This window comes from Pseudomonas parafulva (assembly GCF_002021815.1).
GTDB lineage: Bacteria > Pseudomonadota > Gammaproteobacteria > Pseudomonadales > Pseudomonadaceae > Aquipseudomonas > Aquipseudomonas parafulva_B.
Map to the genome: position 1 here is coordinate 247,296 of NZ_CP019952.1, position 18,114 is coordinate 265,409.

Annotated in this window: 17 protein-coding genes; 9 read left to right on the forward strand and 8 right to left on the reverse strand. The window is 61.9% G+C overall.

Features of this window, described 5'->3' with window-relative positions:
• Window positions 1–24 precede the first annotated feature (24 nt).
• The 4 genes from B2J77_RS01055 to tcyJ form a co-directional block, all read right to left on the reverse strand.
• Window positions 25–1,266 (reverse strand): SfnB family sulfur acquisition oxidoreductase, encoded by a 1,242-nt coding sequence (locus tag B2J77_RS01055; RefSeq protein WP_058637061.1) that lies wholly within the window; start codon window positions 1,264–1,266, stop codon window positions 25–27.
• 285 nt (window positions 1,267–1,551) lie between these two features.
• The gene (gene tcyN, locus B2J77_RS01060; protein WP_058637062.1) at window positions 1,552–2,310 is read right to left on the reverse strand and encodes an L-cystine ABC transporter ATP-binding protein TcyN; all 759 of its coding nucleotides are present in this window, start codon (window positions 2,308–2,310) and stop codon (window positions 1,552–1,554) included.
• Between the two features lie 2 nt (window positions 2,311–2,312).
• Window positions 2,313–2,981 (reverse strand): cystine ABC transporter permease, encoded by a 669-nt coding sequence (gene tcyL / locus B2J77_RS01065; protein ID WP_023535780.1) that lies wholly within the window; start codon window positions 2,979–2,981, stop codon window positions 2,313–2,315.
• Window positions 2,978–3,772: a cystine ABC transporter substrate-binding protein gene (gene tcyJ, locus B2J77_RS01070; RefSeq protein ID WP_058604706.1), complete on the reverse strand. Its 795-nt coding sequence runs from the start codon at window positions 3,770–3,772 to the stop codon at window positions 2,978–2,980. The genes tcyL and tcyJ overlap by 4 nt, the downstream gene beginning before the upstream one ends.
• A 275-nt stretch (window positions 3,773–4,047) precedes the next feature.
• Here tcyJ and epsC point away from each other — a divergent pair, with 275 nt between their 5' ends.
• Complete coding sequence (gene epsC, locus B2J77_RS01075) at window positions 4,048–4,980, forward strand: serine O-acetyltransferase EpsC (RefSeq protein WP_058637063.1); 933 nt, start codon at window positions 4,048–4,050, stop codon at window positions 4,978–4,980.
• Window positions 4,981–5,285: 305 nt separating this feature from the next.
• Window positions 5,286–7,247, forward strand: coding sequence for a choline transporter BetT (betT, locus tag B2J77_RS01080; RefSeq protein WP_178091243.1), 1,962 nt, complete (start codon window positions 5,286–5,288; stop codon window positions 7,245–7,247).
• An 80-nt stretch (window positions 7,248–7,327) separates the two neighbouring features.
• Here the strand turns inward: betT and tauD are convergent, their stop codons facing one another.
• Genes tauD through tauA form a run of 4 tightly spaced genes read right to left on the reverse strand, consistent with a single transcriptional unit; the run spans window position 7,328 to window position 10,830 of the window.
• Window positions 7,328–8,161: a taurine dioxygenase gene (tauD, locus tag B2J77_RS01085; RefSeq protein WP_058604709.1), complete on the reverse strand. Its 834-nt coding sequence runs from the start codon at window positions 8,159–8,161 to the stop codon at window positions 7,328–7,330.
• A gap of 48 nt (window positions 8,162–8,209) precedes the next feature.
• Window positions 8,210–9,049 carry a taurine ABC transporter permease TauC gene (gene tauC, locus B2J77_RS01090; protein WP_078477816.1) on the reverse strand — a complete coding sequence of 280 codons (840 nt, stop codon included), beginning with the start codon at window positions 9,047–9,049 and terminating at the stop codon, window positions 8,210–8,212.
• Window positions 9,046–9,831: a taurine ABC transporter ATP-binding subunit gene (gene tauB, locus B2J77_RS01095; RefSeq protein WP_078477817.1), complete on the reverse strand. Its 786-nt coding sequence runs from the start codon at window positions 9,829–9,831 to the stop codon at window positions 9,046–9,048. The genes tauC and tauB overlap by 4 nt, the downstream gene beginning before the upstream one ends.
• Before the next feature lie 27 nt (window positions 9,832–9,858).
• Window positions 9,859–10,830, reverse strand: coding sequence for a taurine ABC transporter substrate-binding protein (gene tauA / locus B2J77_RS01100; RefSeq protein WP_078477818.1), 972 nt, complete (start codon window positions 10,828–10,830; stop codon window positions 9,859–9,861).
• A 491-nt stretch (window positions 10,831–11,321) separates the two neighbouring features.
• On the opposite strand from tauA, the gene B2J77_RS01105 reads away from it, so the two are divergent.
• The 7 genes from B2J77_RS01105 to ssuB all read left to right on the forward strand — a co-directional run bounded on the left by B2J77_RS01105 (window position 11,322) and on the right by ssuB (window position 18,104).
• On the forward strand, window positions 11,322–12,656 hold the full coding sequence (locus tag B2J77_RS01105) for an OprD family porin (RefSeq protein WP_058604713.1): 1,335 nt from the start codon (window positions 11,322–11,324) through the stop codon (window positions 12,654–12,656).
• Window positions 12,657–12,816: 160 nt separating this feature from the next.
• On the forward strand, window positions 12,817–13,458 hold the full coding sequence (locus B2J77_RS01110; RefSeq protein ID WP_078477819.1) for a peroxiredoxin: 642 nt from the start codon (window positions 12,817–12,819) through the stop codon (window positions 13,456–13,458).
• Between the two features lie 179 nt (window positions 13,459–13,637).
• On the forward strand, window positions 13,638–14,231 hold the full coding sequence (ssuE, locus tag B2J77_RS01115) for an NADPH-dependent FMN reductase (RefSeq protein WP_058637070.1): 594 nt from the start codon (window positions 13,638–13,640) through the stop codon (window positions 14,229–14,231).
• Window positions 14,232–14,315: 84 nt separating this feature from the next.
• Window positions 14,316–15,281 (forward strand): sulfonate ABC transporter substrate-binding protein, encoded by a 966-nt coding sequence (locus tag B2J77_RS01120; RefSeq protein ID WP_058637071.1) that lies wholly within the window; start codon window positions 14,316–14,318, stop codon window positions 15,279–15,281.
• A 57-nt stretch (window positions 15,282–15,338) separates the two neighbouring features.
• The gene (gene ssuD / locus B2J77_RS01125) at window positions 15,339–16,487 is read left to right on the forward strand and encodes an FMNH2-dependent alkanesulfonate monooxygenase (RefSeq protein ID WP_078477820.1); all 1,149 of its coding nucleotides are present in this window, start codon (window positions 15,339–15,341) and stop codon (window positions 16,485–16,487) included.
• A gap of 10 nt (window positions 16,488–16,497) precedes the next feature.
• Window positions 16,498–17,295, forward strand: a complete 798-nt coding sequence (gene ssuC, locus B2J77_RS01130; RefSeq protein WP_058637073.1) for an aliphatic sulfonate ABC transporter permease SsuC — start codon at window positions 16,498–16,500, stop codon at window positions 17,293–17,295.
• Complete coding sequence (ssuB, locus tag B2J77_RS01135) at window positions 17,292–18,104, forward strand: aliphatic sulfonates ABC transporter ATP-binding protein (RefSeq protein ID WP_078477821.1); 813 nt, start codon at window positions 17,292–17,294, stop codon at window positions 18,102–18,104. Before ssuC ends, ssuB begins: the two co-directional genes overlap by 4 nt.
• Window positions 18,105–18,114 lie beyond the last annotated feature (10 nt).

Consider the following 18,114-nt stretch of genomic DNA (forward strand, 5'->3'; position numbering starts at 1 on the left):
CGCAGCGGTCCTGCAGGCTACCCATCAGATCCAGGAGTGCCGCGCGGGCAGGGTGCCGTTGAGGTGGTACGCGCCAACTGCGTGGTATTTCCAGCGCACCGGGTCGTGCAGGGTGTGCACGCGGGCGTTACGCCAGTGGCGGTCGAGGTTGAACTCGGCCAGGGTCGCGCGGCTGCCAGCCAGTTCGAACAGTTTCTCGCTGGCCTGCAGGGCAATCTCGGTGGTCAGTACCTTGGCCTCGGCCACCGCAATCGACGCACGGGCAGCCGACTCGGCATCCACCGGCGCTGCGTTGACCTCGTCCAGCACCTGCCCGGCCCGGCGCAGCAGCGCCTCGGCGGCATGCAGTTCAAGCTTCAGGCGGCCGATGTCGGCGATGACATAGAGGTCGTCGCTGGCGCGCTCTACCTGGGCTTCGACCCATGGGCGCGACTTTGTGCGCACGAAAGCAATGGCATCATCGATGGCGGCCTCGGCAATGCCGGCGTCGATGGCCGCCTGGATGAGCTGCGAGGCGGCGCCCTGGGTATTGGGTACCTCCCGCTGACGCCAGTTGTCGATAACCAGGTCTGCCTCTACCGGAACGTCATCGAGCAGTACTGTTCCGCTGGCCGTAGTGCGCTGACCAAACCCCGACCAATCGTCGACGATGCGTAACCCGGGGGTGCCGCGGCGCACGAAGGCCAGGCGCTGGCGACCTTCCTCGTCCAGCGCCTTGACCGCCACCCAGTGGGCGAACAACGCGCCGGTGGAGTAGAACTTCTCGCCACTGATGCGATAGCCGTCACCTGCGCGGTTGATCCGTGCCTTGAGGGTGAGGGTGTCCTTGGTTCCGCGCTCAGGGCCTGCATTGCCGATTCGCCAGCCGTCCAGCACGCTGCGAAACAGCACTGCCTGTTGCGCCGGCGTGGCTGTCAGGCGCAGCAGTTGCAGCATGCCGAACTGGTTCTGCGGGATCTGCCCCAGCGCAGGATCGGCAGCGCTGATCAGGCGGAACACTTCGGCCACGGTTTCGAACGACACATCAGGGCCGCCGTAGGCCTTCGGAACGCTGATGCTCCCCAGGCCACTGCGGGTAAACAATTCGATTTCGGCCCAGGGCAGTTCGCGTTGCTGATCCCGACGGGCAGCCTGTTCGCGCGCGACAGCGGCGACTTCACGTGCAGCTTGCAGCGCTTGGGCATCGCTGTGCAGAACCTTGGCTGGCAGCAAGGGCGGTGCACTGTCGAGCACGCTGCGGGAGGCAATAAGGGCTTGGCTGGACATCAGTGCCGCTCCTTGACTGCACTCAATGCCCTGGCGTTCTGCACTGGGGTGATGGTGATCCTGACCATTGCTGACCTCACATGTGGGTTATGCCGCTACAGCTGATCGCGACAGACGTATGCTGGTCCGGTGGTCCGGTGTATATACCGTAAGGGTTTATAAAATATTTATGAACTAACGCTTTGGAATATATATAGAAGCGCGTCGCCTGCCCCCAGGCGACATGCATTCAGGCGTGAGCTGAGTGACGTACGGGCTACTACAGCGCGGGCTGGCTTTGCAGGCTTACTCAGAAGCAGCCGTGCCCAGAAACTTGCGCAGGAATTGCCGCGTTCGCTCCTGTTGCGGGGCCGCGAACAACGCCTTGGCCTCACCTTGCTCCACTACCACACCCTTGTCGAAGAAGATGACCCGGTTAGCCACGTCGCGAGCGAAGCTCATTTCATGGGTAACGATGATCATGGTGCGTTTTTCTTCCGCCAGGCTGCGAATGGTCGCCAGGACTTCGCCTACCAGTTCCGGGTCCAGCGCCGAGGTGGGTTCATCGAACAGAATCACCTCCGGCTCCATGGCCAGGGCACGGGCAATGGCCACCCGTTGCTGCTGGCCCCCGGACAGGCGACGTGGATAGGCGTCTTCCTTGCCTGCCAGGCCCACCTTGGCCAATAGACGCCGGCCAAGGTCCACCGCTTGGTCGCGCGGTGTTTTCTTGACGATCACCGGCCCTTCGATGACGTTCTCCAAGGCCGTGCGGTGGGGAAACAGGTTGAAGTTCTGGAACACAAACCCAGCTTGTTGGCGCAGGCGACGTATGGCGCTGTGTTGCGGGCCGAGGGGGCGGTTGGCGTCGATGCTGATGGCGCCGATCTTGATTTGCCCGGCATCGGGCGTTTCCAGCAGGTTCAAGCACCGCAGGAAGGTGGTCTTGCCCGACCCGCTGGGGCCGATTATCGCTACCACTTCACCCGGCTGCACCGTCACATCGATGCCATCGAGCACGGTCTGGCCCTTGAAGCGTTTGGTCAGGCCTTTGACTTCGATCATGCTCAGTGCTCCTGGTCATGTTGGTTGACCCGCGCTTCCATGCGGTTCTGGAAGTAGGCCAGGATGCTGCACAGCACCCAGTAGACCACGGCCACTGCCACGTACATGGTGAACACCTCGAACGTACGTGCTGTGATCAGCTGGGCCTGACGGAACAGTTCCGGCACCTGGATGGTGGCGGCCAGCGCGGTGTCCTTGACCAGCGAGATGAAGCTGTTACCCAACGGCGGCAACGCGGTGCGCAGCGCCTGGGGCAGTATCGCCCGGCGCATGGCTTGTACGCGGGTCATGCCGATGCTGGCCGCTGCTTCCCACTGCCCACGGTCGATCGAAGAGATCGCGGCGCGCAGGATCTCGCAGATGTAGGCGGCCATGTTCAATGACAGCCCGATCAGCGAGGCGGGGATCGGGTCGAGCTCGATGCCGATCTGGGGCATGCCGAAGTAGATGACGAACAGCTGCACCAGCAGGGGCGTGCCTCGGAAGAACGATACGTATATCCGTGCCAGCCAGTTGAGCGGCAGCACTTTGGACAAACGCATCAACGCCAGGGCAAAGCCCAGCACCAATCCGAAAAACATGCCCCCTACGCTGAGCAGCACGGTGTAACCCGCACCCTTGAGCAGGAAGGGTGCGGAGTCGGCGACCAGTTGCAGGCTTTCAGCGATCATCGGGTGACGTCAGCACCGAAGTACTTTTCGGACAGCTTGGCCAGGGTCCCGTCCGCCTTGAGCTTGTCGATGGCCGTGTTGATGGCGGCCAGCAGTTCAGGTTCGCCCTTGCGCATGGCAACCCCGCTCTCCAGTCGCGAGAAGGCATCGCCCGCCAGTTGTGTGTCCTTGGCTTTCTGGGCGTATTCAAGCGCAGCCAGGCGGTCGATCAGGATGGCATCGATGCGGCCATTGCGCAGGTCTGCAAACTTGCTGGGGTCGTCCTCATAGGTCCGCACTTCGGCCTTGGGCACATCCTGCTTGACCCATTGCTCGTAGTTGGTACCCAAGCCTACACCGACTTTCTTGCCTGCCAGGTCCTGAGCGCCCTTGATGCCGAGCTGGTCAGCCTTCTTCTTCAGCACCAGCGCCTGGATACCCGAGACGGTGTAGGGTTCGGAGAAATCGTATTTCTTCTTGCGCTCTTCGGAGATGGTGACCTGGTTGACGACGATGTCCAGCCGCTTGGACTCCAGCGCAGCCAGGATACCGTCCCATTTGGTCGGCTGGATCTTGGCCTTCACGCCCAGTTCCTTGGCCAGCAATTCGGACAGCTCGACTTCGAAGCCGGTCAGCTTGCCGTTTTCATCCTGGAAGCTGAACGGCGGGTAGGTGCCTTCGAGGCCGACGCTGATCACGCCTTTTTCCTGGATGGTCTTCAACTCTTCGCCGGCAAAGGCCTGGCCAAGCAGGCCCGTGCCCAGCAACAGGGCCAGGCTGGCATTGAGTAGCGGTTTGGCGAACTTCGACATGTCTGAGCCCCGAGCGTGTTGTGAATGAAGTGATGGCGACTATAGGGTTGGATGCGCAACGCAGGAAATAGTCAAAAATTATCGCACCTTGCCTATTTATGCGTTTGGAAATTGTCCATTGATCTTGAGGGTAGGCGAGGCCGGCATGGCTGTCATCGCCCTTGCCTTGCGATGCAGTGTAAAGAGGTAGAGATGAGGGCCTGGTCCACGGGCTTGCCCGTAGAATGACGGCATCGACAATAGAACAGATAGCCTAAAAGGCAGGAGAACACACCGTGAGCGAACAACCCGCCTCCGGGCACTGGCAACTGCATGGGATCGTGGCCGGCTTGCGCGGTGCCCGTGAGCAATGGCGCACCCGCAATGGCCGCAGCAGCGGCGAGCAAGGTGGCCGGGAGCTGCCCTCGCGCGAAGCGGTACGACAGATCCTCGAACAGCTCTGCGGCGCGTTGTTCCCCATGCGTCTCGGTCCGGTGGACCTGCGCGAGGAGAGCGAGGATTTTTATGTCGGCCATACCCTGGACGCCGCGCTCAATGCGTTGTTGGTGCAGGCACGCCTGGAACTGCGCTACGCCGCCCGGCAAGGCAAGGAGGACCTGGCGGGTGTCGATGCCCATGCCCTGAAGCTGATCCAGGGCTTTGCCGCGGCGCTGCCAGGCATGCGTGTGCTGCTCGATACCGACGTGCTGGCGGCCTATCACGGCGATCCGGCGGCGCGCAGTGTCGATGAGGTGTTGCTGTGCTATCCCGGCATCCTGGCGATCATCCACCACCGTCTGGCCCATCACCTGTACACGGCCGGGCTGCCATTGTTGGCACGGATCAGTTCGGAGCTGGCGCATTCGGCGACGGGTATCGATATTCATCCCGGGGCTCAGATCGGCCCAAGCTTCTTCATCGACCACGGTACCGGCGTGGTCATCGGCGAAACTGCGATCATCGGCGAGCGCGTGCGGATTTATCAGGCGGTGACCCTTGGCGCCAAGCGCTTCCCGAGCGATGAGTCCGGCACGTTGCACAAGGGCTTGGCCCGTCACCCGATCGTCGAGGACGACGTGGTGATCTATGCCGGCGCCACCGTGTTGGGGCGTATCACCATCGGGCAGGGTTCCACCATCGGTGGCAACGTGTGGTTGACGCGTAGCGTACCGCCGCACAGCAACATCACCCAGGCCAACCTGCAGCTCGATTGCCAGGACAAACAGTGATCCTAGGCGGTGCCTTGGGCAGGCACCAGACCGTTACATGCACCTTCAGCCGGGGTAGCGCCAGGGCAAGTCAGGCTGGCCAAAGGGTGCTTCCAGGGCATTACCAATCGGCGCTTCAATTCGCAATGAGGCTCAAACCATGTTTAACTTGAACGCTTGTTCAATTAAAAAAACGCTGGTCCGCTGCCGGTGTTCATCAGGAGGATTCCTTTGCTGAACCCGTTAATTATGCGTCTTTCGTCCTTTGACGAGGTGCACACGCGATGAGTGCACCGACCCCTTCGCTTGCCCCTGGCAAGATCCGCATGAACCCTCCGGTGTTCTATTTCGCGGCAAGTTTCATTCTTATCTTCGGCCTTGTGGTCATTACCAATCCGCAAAGTGCGGGCCAGTGGTTGCTGGCGGCGCAGAACTGGGCTGCCAACACGGTAGGCTGGTACTACATGCTGGCAATGACGCTGTACCTGGTCTTCGTGGTGGTCACCGCCGTATCGGGCTACGGCAAGATCAAGCTCGGTGCCGACCACGACGAACCCGAATTCAGCTACCTGTCGTGGGCGGGCATGCTGTTTGCTGCGGGGATAAGCATCACGCTGTTCTTCTTCTGCGTCTCCGAACCGCTTACCCACATGTTGCAACCACCCCAGGGTGAAGGGGGCACGGTTGAGGCGGGCCGGCAGGCAATGCAGATCCTGTTCCTGCATTGGGGCCTGCATGGTTGGGGCGTCTTTGCCTTCGTCGGCATGGCGCTGGCCTATTTCGCCTACCGGCACAATCTGCCGCTGGCCTTGCGCTCTGCGCTCTATCCGTTAATCGGCAAGCGCATCAACGGGCCTATCGGCTATGCGGTCGACGGCTTCGGCATCATCGCCACGGTGTTCGGCCTGGGGGCCGACATGGGCTTTGGCGTGCTGCACCTCAATGCCGGCCTGGATTACCTGTTCGGCATCAGCCACAGCCAGTGGGTGCAGGTGGTGCTGATCACGCTGATGATGGGCGCGGCGGTGGCCGTGGCAGTAGCCGGTGTGGAAAAAGGCGTACGGGTGATGAGCGACATCAACCTGTTCCTGGCCTGTGCGCTTTTGCTCTTCGTGCTGTTCGCAGGCCCCACCCAGCACCTGTTCAACACCCTTATCCAGAACCTGGGCGACTATTTGGGCGCCTTGCCGCGCAAGAGCTTCGATGTCTATGCCTATGGCGATAACCGTGAGTGGCTGGGCGGCTGGACGGTGTTCTATTGGGCCTGGTGGATCGCATGGGCGCCATTCGTGGGCTTGTTCATCGCGCGCATCTCCCGTGGGCGGACCATTCGCGAGTTCGTCTTCGGTGTGCTGCTGATTCCGCTTGGCTTCACCCTGGCGTGGATGTCGATCTTCGGCAACAGCGCACTGGACCAGGTCATCAATCACGGCATGACCGCATTGGGCCAGGCCGCGTTGGACAACCCATCGATGAGCCTGTACCTGCTGCTGGAGACCTACCCGTGGAGCAAGGCGGTAATCGCCATGACGGTGTTCGTCAGCTTCGTGTTCTTCGTGACGTCGGCAGACTCCGGTACCGTGGTGCTGTCCACGCTGTCGGCCACCGGCGGCGATGCCGACGAGGACGGCCCGAACTGGCTGCGCATCTTCTGGGGTGCCATGACGGCGCTGGTGACCAGTGCCTTGCTGTTCGCCGGCAGCATCGATTCGCTGAAGTCGGCGGTGGTGCTCACCTCGTTGCCCTTCTCGCTGATCCTGTTGTGCATGATGTGGGGGCTGCACAAGGCCTTCTACCTGGAGTCGCAGCGCCAGATCGCGCAGATGCATTCGCTGGCTCCCTTCGCCCAGTCGCGCCGAGGCCGTGGGGGTTGGCGCCAGCGCCTGAGCCAGGCCGTGCATTTCCCTTCGCGGGACGAGGTGTACCGGTTCATGGACGATGTGGTGCGCCCGGCCATCGCCGATGTGCGTGAGGTGTTCGAGCAGAAAGGGCTGGTGCTGATCACCCAGGACGACCCGAGCCATGACAACGTCAGCTTGAAAGTCGGCCATGGCGATGAGCAGCCGTTCATCTACCAGGTGCAGATGCGCGGTTACTTCACGCCCTCGTTCGCCCGTGGTGGCCTGGGTGCCCATGAGTTGAAGAACCGCCGCTATTACCGGGCGGAGGTCTACCTCAGCGAAGGCAGCCAGAATTACGACCTGGTGGGCTACAGCAAGGAGCAGATCATCAACGACATCCTCGACCAGTACGAACGGCACATGCAGTTCCTGCACCTGGTGCGCTGACCCTCCGCGCCAGACCAGCCCTGAAAAGGCGAACCACCAGGTTCGACCTTTCAGGGCTGGGGCATCGGCCATCCCTCTCGTTAATAGGGCGCATCGCCCAGGATCGTTGCCCTGTGCATCACCCGCCGGCTTGGCCGGTAGTCATCCACCGCGTAGTGCTGGGTGACGCGGTTGTCCCAGAACGCCACGTCGTTTTCCTGCCAGCGCCAGCGGATCGTGAACTCCGGCCGGGTGGCGTGGGCGAAGAGCAGCTTGAGCAGCGCTTCGCTTTCCAGCTCGCTCAGCTCATTGATGCGTGTGGTAAACCCCTCGTTGACGAACAGTGCCTTGCGCCCACTCACCGGGTGCGTGCGCACCACCGGATGCGACAGCGGCGGGTTCTCGCGCCGGGTCTGCTCCCAGCGCGCCAGCTCCTGTGGCGTGGTGCCAAAGCGCTCCAGCGGAAATGACTTGGTGAAGTCGTGGGTCGCCGTCAGCCCGACCAGCATCGCCTGCAGTGGCGCTGACAATCCCTCGAAGGCTGCAATGCCACTGGCCCACAGGGTATCGCCGCCATAGGCCGGCAACTGCTTGGCACTGAGCACTGCGCCCAGGGCCGGTGTCGGTAGGAAGGTCACGTCGGTGTGCCAGACGGCGTTGTCACGGACGTCGGTGACCGCAGTATCGAGCACCAGCACCTGGGGCGTGCCGGGTACGTTGGGGTAGATGGGGTGGATATGCAGGTCGCCAAAGCGGGCGGCAAAACGCGCCTGCTGGACGGGGGCGATGGGCTGGTCGCGGAAGAACAGCACCTGGTGGCGAAGCAACGCGTGCTCGATGGCATCGCGCACCTCGTCGCTGATGTCGCGGGCAAGGTCCACGCCGCTGATCTGTGCGCCCAGCGCCGGGCTGAGTGGGGTAATGGTCAGGCTCATGTCGGTCTCTTCAGGCAGGCGCCCTGACGGGCGCACGAGCGGTAGGGGTCAGTGGCTTTGCCCGTGCCAGGGCACCAGTCGGCGTTGCAGCGCGCGCAGGCTCATCTCCAGCGCGAAAGCGATCAGCGCGATCAGCAGGATGCCCAGCACCACCACATCGGTGACCAGAAACTGCGCGGCCGACTGCACCATGAAGCCAAGGCCGCTGGTGGCGGCGATCAGTTCGGCCGCCACCAGCGTCGACCAACCGACGCCCAGGCCAATCCGAATGCCCGTCAGAATGTCGGGCAGCGCGCTTGGCAAAATCACGTGGCGAATCAGCTGGACCCTGGTCGCGCCTAGCGATTGCGCGGCGCGCAGCTTGGCAGGGTCGGTGGTGCGCACACCCGTGGCAGTGGCGATGGCGATGGGCGCGAAGATCGCCAGGTAGATCAGCAGCACCTTCGACAACTCGCCGATCCCGCACCAGATGACGATCAGCGGCAAGTAGGCGAGCGGGGGGATGGGCCGGTAGAACTCGATCAACGGGTCGAAAATGCCCCGTGCCACCCGGCTATACCCAATGGCGATACCCACCGGAATGGCCGTGAACACCGCAGCCAGCAATGCCGTGCCGATACGCCCGAGGCTGGCGCCAAGGTGCTGCCACAGGCTGGCGTCCATGTAGCCCTGGGTAAGCAAGACCCAGGCTTTGGCCATGATGTCAGCAGGTGAGGGCAGAAACAGGGGCTCGACCCACCCGGCGGCCGTGACCAGCCACCAGGTCAACACCAGGCTGGCCAGGGTCAATGCGCTGATCCAGCGGGTGGGCAGCAGACGAGCCCGGCGGGCGGCAGGTGCTGATTGAACAGTGGGCTCACTGGCCGCTGGCATATCAAGGCTGCTCATGCGCGCTCCGGGGATTGACGGTGGGAAAAGACCCGGGCCAGCACATGCTCGCGAGCCTCGATGAAGCGCGGGTCGGACTTGATCGCCCGCGCCGACTCGCCGTTGGCGTAACGCTGGCCGAAGTCCAACTCAAGCCGCTCGACGATGCGCCCTGGGTTGGGTGCGAGCAACACCAGTTCAGTGGCGAGAAACACGGCCTCCTCAATGTCATGAGTGATCAGCAATACGGGTTTGTCGGTGCGCTGCCAGATATCCAGCAGCAGCGTCTGCATGTGCTCGCGGGTGAACGCATCCAGGGCACCGAACGGTTCATCCATCAGCAGTACGCCAGGGTCGGCTGCCAATGCACGGGCCAGGCCCACGCGCTGCTTTTGGCCGCCTGAAAGCTGCCATATGCGCCGCTCGGCGAAATCCGCAAGGTCGACCAGGGCAAGCATCTCGCGTGCCTTGGCTTCACGTGCCGCGCGTGGCACACCGGCCAGTTCCAGGCCAAAGGCGACATTGCCCAGCACGTTCTGCCAGGGCAGCAGGGCATCGTCCTGAAAGACCACGCCACGCTCGGCACCTGGCCCCTGCACAGGAACGCCGTCGAGCGTGATGCGTCCCGCGCTGGGACTGACGAATCCTGCGACCAGGTTCAGCAGCGAGGTCTTGCCACTGCCTGAGGGCCCGAGCGCCACCAGCAATTGCCGCGGCCCTAGGCTCAGCGTGATGTTGGCCAGCACCGGGCTCGCGGCACCCGGGTACTGTGCGCTGATGCGCTCCAGTTCAAGCAAGGCCATGTCAGGCTCCTGTGGTTGTCTGCAAATTCAGTGGGGGAGGTACTGGGCACTGACGTAAGGGCTGTAGTCCGGCAGTACGGCCTCGACCTTGCCTTGTTGCTTGAGGAACGTGGCCGTGTCGGTCAGGGCCTGGGTAGTAGGCGTGCCCAGGGCGCTGGCCTGGTCTGCGGCCAGCGGGTAGACGTTGCCTTGCAGCAACACCGGGATGTCCGAAGGCTTGGCGCCGGACAGCTTGGCCAACTTGGCGACGTTGTCCTGGTTCGCCAACCAGGCTTGCGGATCCTTTCGGTAATCTGCATACGCCTCTAGGGTGACCTGCGCGAAAGCCCTGACCACGTCGGGGTGCTTGGAGGCGAAGTCTTTGCGCACGATCCAGGCGTCGAAGGTGGGGGCCCCTACCTTGGCCAACTCGCCCGAGGTGATCAGCACCTTGCCGCTTTCCTTTGCCACGCCCAGCGCAGGGTCCCACACATAGGTCGCGTCGATGTCGCCACGTTTCCATGCCGCGATGATCGCTGGCGGTGCCAGGTTGATGATCTGCACCTTGGCAGGATCGATGTTCCAGTGCTTGAGCGCTGCCAGCAGGCTGTAGTGCCCGGTCGACACGAAGGGTACGGCGACTTTCTTGCCCTCCAGATCCTGAGGGGTCTTGATCGCGTCGCGCACCACCAGGGCTTCGCCAGCCCCGATCTGCGTGGCGATCAGAAACGTCTCGATCGGCAGCTTGCGGGTTGCGGCGGCTGCCAATGGGCTGGAGCCCAGGTAGCCGATCTGCACATCCCCACTGGCAACGGCGGTGATTACATCGGCACCGTTGTCGAACTTGCGCCAGTCGATGCTGGCTTTGGTCGCCGCCTCATAGTCGCCATCGATTTGAGCCACCTTGGCAGGATCGACCGTTGTTTGATAGGCCACCGTCAAGTCTGACGCCTGGGCTATCCAGCTGGCGCCAGCAAGCGCCAGGGTACTGAGAATTCGCAGGGTGCGGTGCGGGTTCATGGTGAGCTCTCATCGGGCAAGGGATGCGTGAGATAAGGCTAATTGATCTAAAAAATTAAAAATAAATAACTTTTAAGAATTAGCTTAGCGCTCATTTGGCACCCTTGGTCGATGATTGATCACGCGCAATGGCAAAGTCAGCCGACGCTGCTAGGCTCAGCCTCCCTATAGATCCAATTGGAATGAGGTTATGAGCAAACGATTGCAAATAGCCGGGGGTTATGAGAAACCCATTTGCTACAACAAAATGCAGTAATGGTTCCTTACATATTCCTTAAAAGTCTTACCGATTCACAAAACAGTCATTTTGGATTTATAGGATTGTCATTATCCTGTAGCCCAGGTTGGCGCCTTAGACCAAAGTCGCGAAACGTTTAGAAATGATTGACTAAAGGGTCACGCTTTAGGACTAAATCGCCCATCCATGGTGAGCGGGGCAATAGACCCGGCCGCCTGAGATACACAAAAATTAGAACGTAGAGGAGCAAAGCATGTACAAGTCCAGCCTGGCCATGGCCGTGGCACTGGGTGTTCTCGCCCAACAAGCAGGTGCTGCCGGTTTCGTGGAAGACAGCAAGCTGTCGGTCAGCTCGCGTACCATGTACTTCAATGGCGACAACCGTGACGGTGGCGCCGACAACCGTGAATCGGGCCAGGGCTTCAAACTGGACTACCTGTCCGGTTTCACCCAGGGCACCGTTGGTTTCGGTGTAGACGCCCAGGCCCTGTGGGGTATCCACCTCGACGGCGGCCGTGGCAAACACCCTGACAACAGCAGCTTCTTCCCGAGCGACTCCGACGGCTCTGCCGTGAGCCAGTGGGCTCGCCTGGGCGCCAACGCCAAGGCCAAGTTCTCCAAGACTGAAGTCCACTACGGTAGTGCCCTGGCGCCGAACCTGCCGATCCTGGTCTCCAACGATGGCCGTCTGCTGCCGCAGACCTTCGAAGGTGGCACCATCCAGTCGAAGGAAATCGACAACCTGACCATCAACGCCGGTCAGCTGACCCACGCCATGGGCCGCGCCTCGAGCAACCGCACCGGCCTGTCGGTCAACGGCGCTTTCCGTGACAGCAACAAGTTCCGCTATGGCGGCCTGGACTACAAGCTCACCCCAGACCTGACCCTGCAGTACTACTACTCGAACCTGGAAGACTTCTACAAGCAGCACTTCCTGGGCGCTACCCACGTCTTCAAGATCGCCGACGACCAGTCGTTCAAGACTGACCTGCGCTACTTCAACAGCAGCAGCGACGGCCGCAACGGCGACTCGGGCTACACCTTCAACAACAACGGCGGCTTTGCCAAGACACCTGGCGAGGTCGACAACAAGACCTGGTCGGCGATGTTCACCTACACCCTGGGTGGTCACTCGCTCATGCTCGGTCACCAGCGCGTCAACGACGACGGCGGTTTCGTCTGGTTGAACCAGGGTAGCGTGCGCAAGGACGGTTCGCGTTCCTCGCTCGAAGGCGCCGGCGGCGCCAGCTTCTACCTGTTCACCGACAGCATGATCAACCAGTTCGCCAAGGCCGGTGAGAACACTACCTTCGGTCAATACGCCTACGACTTCGCGCGCCTCGGCGTACCGGGCCTGAAGGCCTCGGTTTCCTACCTCAAGGGTGAAGACGGCAAGAACGCCAGCGGCAATGGCCACTTCAGCGAGTGGGAGCGTGACGCCCGGATCGACTACGTCATCCAGGAAGGCACGTTCAAAGGCCTGGGTGCGAGCCTGCGCCACGGTGTTTACCGCGGCACCGGTGAAAGCTCGGTGGCCGATCAGGACCAGACCCGTTTCATCGTGAACTACACTTACAACTTCCTGTAAGCCGTAGCCACATAAAGAGCCTCGCTTGATGCGAGGCTTTTTTGTGAGTGAAATTTGTTATGCATAAAAAGCATTAACAAAGCTTTATTTATTCTTTTTAAGGTTGATGAAATTCAGGCACATTCATTCCACAGGCACCCCAGCACAGGAGCTGCATCCCATGAGCCTCAAACTCGGCGATATCGCCCCGGATTTCGAACAGGATTCCAGCGAAGGCAAAATCCATTTTCACCAATGGCTGGGCGACAGCTGGGGCGTGCTGTTCTCGCACCCTGCCGACTTCACCCCGGTGTGCACCACCGAATTGGGGTTCACGGCCAAGCTCAAGGATGAATTTGCCAAGCGCGGGGTCAAGGCCATCGCACTGTCGGTCGACCCGGTGGACTCGCATCACCGTTGGATCGAAGACATCAACGAAACCCAGCAGACCGTGGTCAATTTCCCGATCCTCGCCGATGCCGACCGCAAGGTGTCGGACCTGTACGACCTGATCCACCCAAACGCCAGCGATACCCTGACCGTACGCTCACTGTTCGTCATCGACCCGAACAAGAAGGTTCGCCTGACGATTACCTACCCCGCCAGTACCGGGCGAAACTTCAACGAGATTTTGCGGGTAATCGACTCGCTGCAACTGACCGATTCGCACAAGGTAGCCACGCCAGGCAACTGGCAGGACGGTGACGATGTGGTGATCGTTCCTTCGCTCAAGGACGAAGAAGAGATCCGGCAACGATTTCCAAAAGGCTACACGGCGGTCAAACCCTATTTGCGTCTGACGCCTCAACCGAACCGAGCGTAAGTACTGTGTTGCATAACGCTTAGCCAAGCAGGGATTTTCGGGCCGTTTCGACGGCCCTTTTTTTTGACCTAAATTAGCTTGAAAATATCTAAATCGAATAAACAAAGAATTAAATATGATTTATAGATATATAAGAAAACTGCTAATGTCATTCCACCGTAACCCAAGGAAGCGCAGCAATGCTGGTCGTATCAATCGGTGGTAGCCCAAGTCCTCGTTCACGCTCAGGCGTGCTGCTCGAACGTTCGCGGCAGTGGCTCGAGCACCGTGGCGTTGAAGTCGTCACCTTGCAGGTGCGCGACTTTCCTGCCGAAGACCTGTTGCATGCCCGCTTCGAAAGCCCACACGTGCAGCACTTCCAACAGTTGGTGGCCCAGGCCGATGGCCTGATCGTTGCCACACCGGTGTACAAGGCGTCGTTCGCCGGCGCGCTGAAAACCCTGCTTGACCTGCTGCCCGAGCGCGCACTGGCCAACCGGGTCGTGCTGCCCATCGCCACTGGGGGCAGCATCGCCCACATGCTGGCCGTGGATTACGCCCTCAAGCCCGTACTGTCGGCTCTCAAGGCCCAGGAGACCCTGCAAGGGATCTTTGCCGATGACAGCCAGATCGCCTATGCCGAAGGCAGTAAGCCGGCCCAGCTGGCGCCTGCCCTTGAAGAACGGCTGCACGACTCGCTGGAAACCTTCCACCTGGCCCTGGCCAGGCGCCCGCGCCCGGTCGCACCCGGCGTGCTCAATGATCGCCTGATCAGTGCTCGCTGGAGCATCTGACCCGGCAAACCCGCTGTATCACCTTACTCGCCCGTCAACGAGGCAAGCAGGTGCAACCCGAACCCCATCGCACAGGAGAGCGCCATGCGCACAATCTTCTTGCGTCGTGGTCTGGTCGCCCTGTTTGCGGCGGCTGTGTCCCTCGGCGCCATTACCCAGGCACAGGCTGAAACCCTGCGCATCGGTTATCAGAAATACGGCACCCTGGTGCTGCTCAAGGCCAAGGGCACGTTGGAAAAGCGTCTGGCCGAGCAAGGCGTGCAGGTGCAGTGGACCGAGTTTCCCGGTGGTCCCCAGCTGCTTGAAGGGCTGAACGTCGGGTCTGTCGATTTCGGTGTGACCGGCGAAACGCCTCCGGTATTCGCACAGGCCGCCGGGGCCGACTTGCTGTACGTGGCCTACGAGCCACCCGCGCCCCACAGTGAGGCCATCCTGGTGCCCAAGGACTCGCCGATCCAGTCGGTGCAGGCACTCAAGGGCAAGAAGGTCGCCCTCAACAAAGGCTCCAACGTCCATTACCTGCTTGTGCGGGCGCTCGAAGATGCAGGCCTGAAGTACACCGATATTCAACCGGTCTACCTGCCCCCGGCCGATGCGCGCGCAGCGTTCGAGCGTGGCAGTGTCGATGCCTGGGTCATCTGGGACCCGTACCAGGCCGCCGCCGAGCAGCAGCTGCAAGCCCGCACCCTGCGTGACGGCCAGGGCCTGGTCGACAACCATCAGTTCTACCTGGCCACGCGCAGTTATGCGAATCAGCACCCGGCCGTCATCAATACCGTCATCGATCAGGTACGTGCGGTCGGTGAGTGGTCGCAGGCCAACCCGCAGGAAGTCACCGACCAGGTCGCCCCGCTGCTCGGGCTCGCGCCGGACATCACCCTGACGTCCGTCAAGCGCCAAGGCTACGGCGCAGCGCCCTTGACGTCGGACGTCGTGGTGGCCCAGCAGAAAATCGCAGACACCTTTCAGACGCTCAAGCTGATACCCAAGCCGCTGCGCATCAAGGACGTGATCTGGACACCCCCGGCCAAGGTTGCCAGTGCGCCTTGATTGATCTGTCCGTGCCGGGCGCTCCCCGGCTCAGCTACCCCTTAGGAGACAACTCCAATGAGCCTCAACATCTTCTGGTTCCTCCCCACGCACGGTGATGGCAAGTACCTGGGCACCGCGCAAGGCGCCCGGGCGGTGGACCATGGTTACCTGCAGCAGATTGCCCAGGCGGCCGACCGCCTGGGGTTCGGCGGCGTGCTGATACCCACCGGGCGTTCCTGCGAGGATTCCTGGCTGGTGGCCGCGTCCCTGATCCCTGTTACCGAACGCCTGAAGTTCCTGGTGGCCCTGCGCCCTGGAATCATCTCGCCGACGGTCGCCGCGCGGCAGGCCGCCACGCTCGATCGCCTGTCCAATGGCCGGGCGCTGTTCAACCTGGTAACCGGTGGCGATCCGGACGAGCTGGCCGGTGACGGCCTGCACCTCAATCATCAGGAGCGCTACGAAGCGTCTGTCGAATTCACCCGCATCTGGCGCAAGGTGCTTGAAGGCGAAGAAGTCGATTACGACGGTAAACACATCCAGGTCAAAGGCGCCAAGCTGCTGTACCCACCCATCCAGCAGCCTCGTCCACCGTTGTATTTCGGTGGTTCCTCCGAAGCCGCCCAAGACCTGGCTGCAGAGCAGGTCGAGCTGTACCTGACCTGGGGCGAGCCGCCCAGCGCGGTGGCTGAAAAGATCGCCCAGGTGCGTGATAAGGCAGCTGCTCAGGGCCGCGAAGTGCGGTTTGGCATTCGCCTTCATGTGATCGTGCGTGAGACCAATGCGCAAGCATGGGACGCGGCTGAAAAACTCATATCCCATTTGGACGACGACACCATCGCTCGCGCCCAGGCGTCGCTCGCCCGTTTCGACTCGGTAGGGCAGCAGCGCATGGCCGCGCTGCACAATGGCCGCCGCGACAAGCTTGAAGTCAGCCCTAACCTGTGGGCGGGGGTAGGTTTGGTTCGCGGAGGTGCAGGCACTGCGCTGGTGGGCGATGGCCCGACCGTCGCCGCGCGGGTCAAGGAATATGCCGCCCTGGGCATCGACACTTTCATCTTCTCTGGCTACCCGCACCTTGAAGAGTCATACCGGGTGGCCGAACTGTTGTTCCCGCACCTGGACGTACAACGGCCTCAGCCTGCGACCAGCGGCGGCTACGTGAGCCCGTTCGGCGAGATGGTTGCCAACGACATCCTGCCCAAGTCCGTGGCCCAGCGATGAGGGGCATTGTATGAGTCGGAAAACCTCGAATACCGTGATAGAGCGCTTGGCGCCCTGGGCGCTGCCGGTACTGCTGCTAGCCGCGTGGCAACTGGCGGTCAGCGCGGGCTGGCTGTCGACCCGCATTCTGCCAGCGCCCAGCGCCGTGCTGTCAGCCGGCGTCGACCTGGTACGCAGCGGAGAAATCTGGACGCACCTGGCCATCAGCGGCTGGCGTGCCGGGCTGGGCTTTCTGATCGGTGGCAGCATCGGCCTGGTGCTGGGCTTCATCACGGGGCTGTCCAACTGGGGCGAGCGCCTGCTCGACAGTTCGGTGCAGATGATCCGTAACGTACCGCACCTGGCACTGATTCCGCTGGTGATCCTGTGGTTCGGTATTGATGAGTCGGCGAAGATCTTTCTGGTAGCGCTGGGCACGCTGTTCCCTATCTACCTGAACACCTACCACGGCATCCGCAACGTCGACCCAGCACTGGTCGAAATGGCCCGTAGCTACGGCTTGTCTGGTTTCAGCCTGTTCCGTCAGGTGATTCTGCCGGGTGCGCTGCCTTCGATTCTGGTGGGTGTGCGCTTTGCCCTGGGCTTCATGTGGCTGACCCTGATCGTTGCCGAAACCATCTCGGCCAATGCCGGCATCGGTTACCTGGCCATGAACGCCCGTGAGTTCCTGCAAACCGATGTGGTGGTGCTGGCCATCGTCCTCTACGCCGTGCTGGGCAAGCTTGCAGACCTGGCCGCCCGCGGCCTTGAACGTATATGGCTGCGCTGGCACCCGGCCTATCAGGTGGCAAGGAAGGAGGCCGTATGACCATTCTGAACGACTCGCCACAACGCCTGCTGCGCGGTATCCCGCTGGCTTCCAGCAGCCTGCGCAAGGCGTTTGGCCCTCGCGAAGTATTGAAGGGCCTCGACCTGAACATCCCGGCTGGCCAGTTCGTCGCCATCGTAGGGCGCAGCGGCTGCGGCAAAAGCACGCTGCTGCGCTTGCTGGCCGGGCTCGACCAGCCCACTGCCGGGCAGCTGCTGGCCGGTGCGGCGCCGCTGGAAGAGGCTCGAGAAGAAACCCGCTTGATGTTCCAAGACGCCCGCCTGTTACCGTGGAAAAGGGTCATCGATAACGTTGGCCTGGGTCTCAAAGGAGACTGGCAGCCCCGTGCCTTGCAGGCACTGGAAGCGGTAGGCCTGGCCGATCGCGCCCATGAATGGCCTGCAGCGTTGTCCGGTGGGCAGAAGCAGCGCGTGGCCCTGGCCCGTGCGCTTATCCACCAGCCGCGCCTGCTGTTGCTTGATGAGCCGCTCGGCGCGCTGGATGCCCTGACCCGCATCGAAATGCAGCAACTGATCGAGCGCCTGTGGCGCCAGCATGGCTTCACCGTGTTGCTGGTGACGCATGATGTGAGCGAGGCGGTCGCCGTGGCCGACCGGGTGATTCTGATCGAAGAAGGCGAGGTGGGCCTGGACCTTGCCGTCGACCTGCCTCGGCCCCGTGCACGTGGCTCCCATCGCCTGGCCGCGCTGGAAAGCGAGGTCCTGCAACGTGTTCTGTCGGCGCCGGGCACAGCCCCCGAACCTGACCCTGTAGCCCCTTTGCCCACGCAACTGCGCTGGGCGCTCTGAACCCACTGAA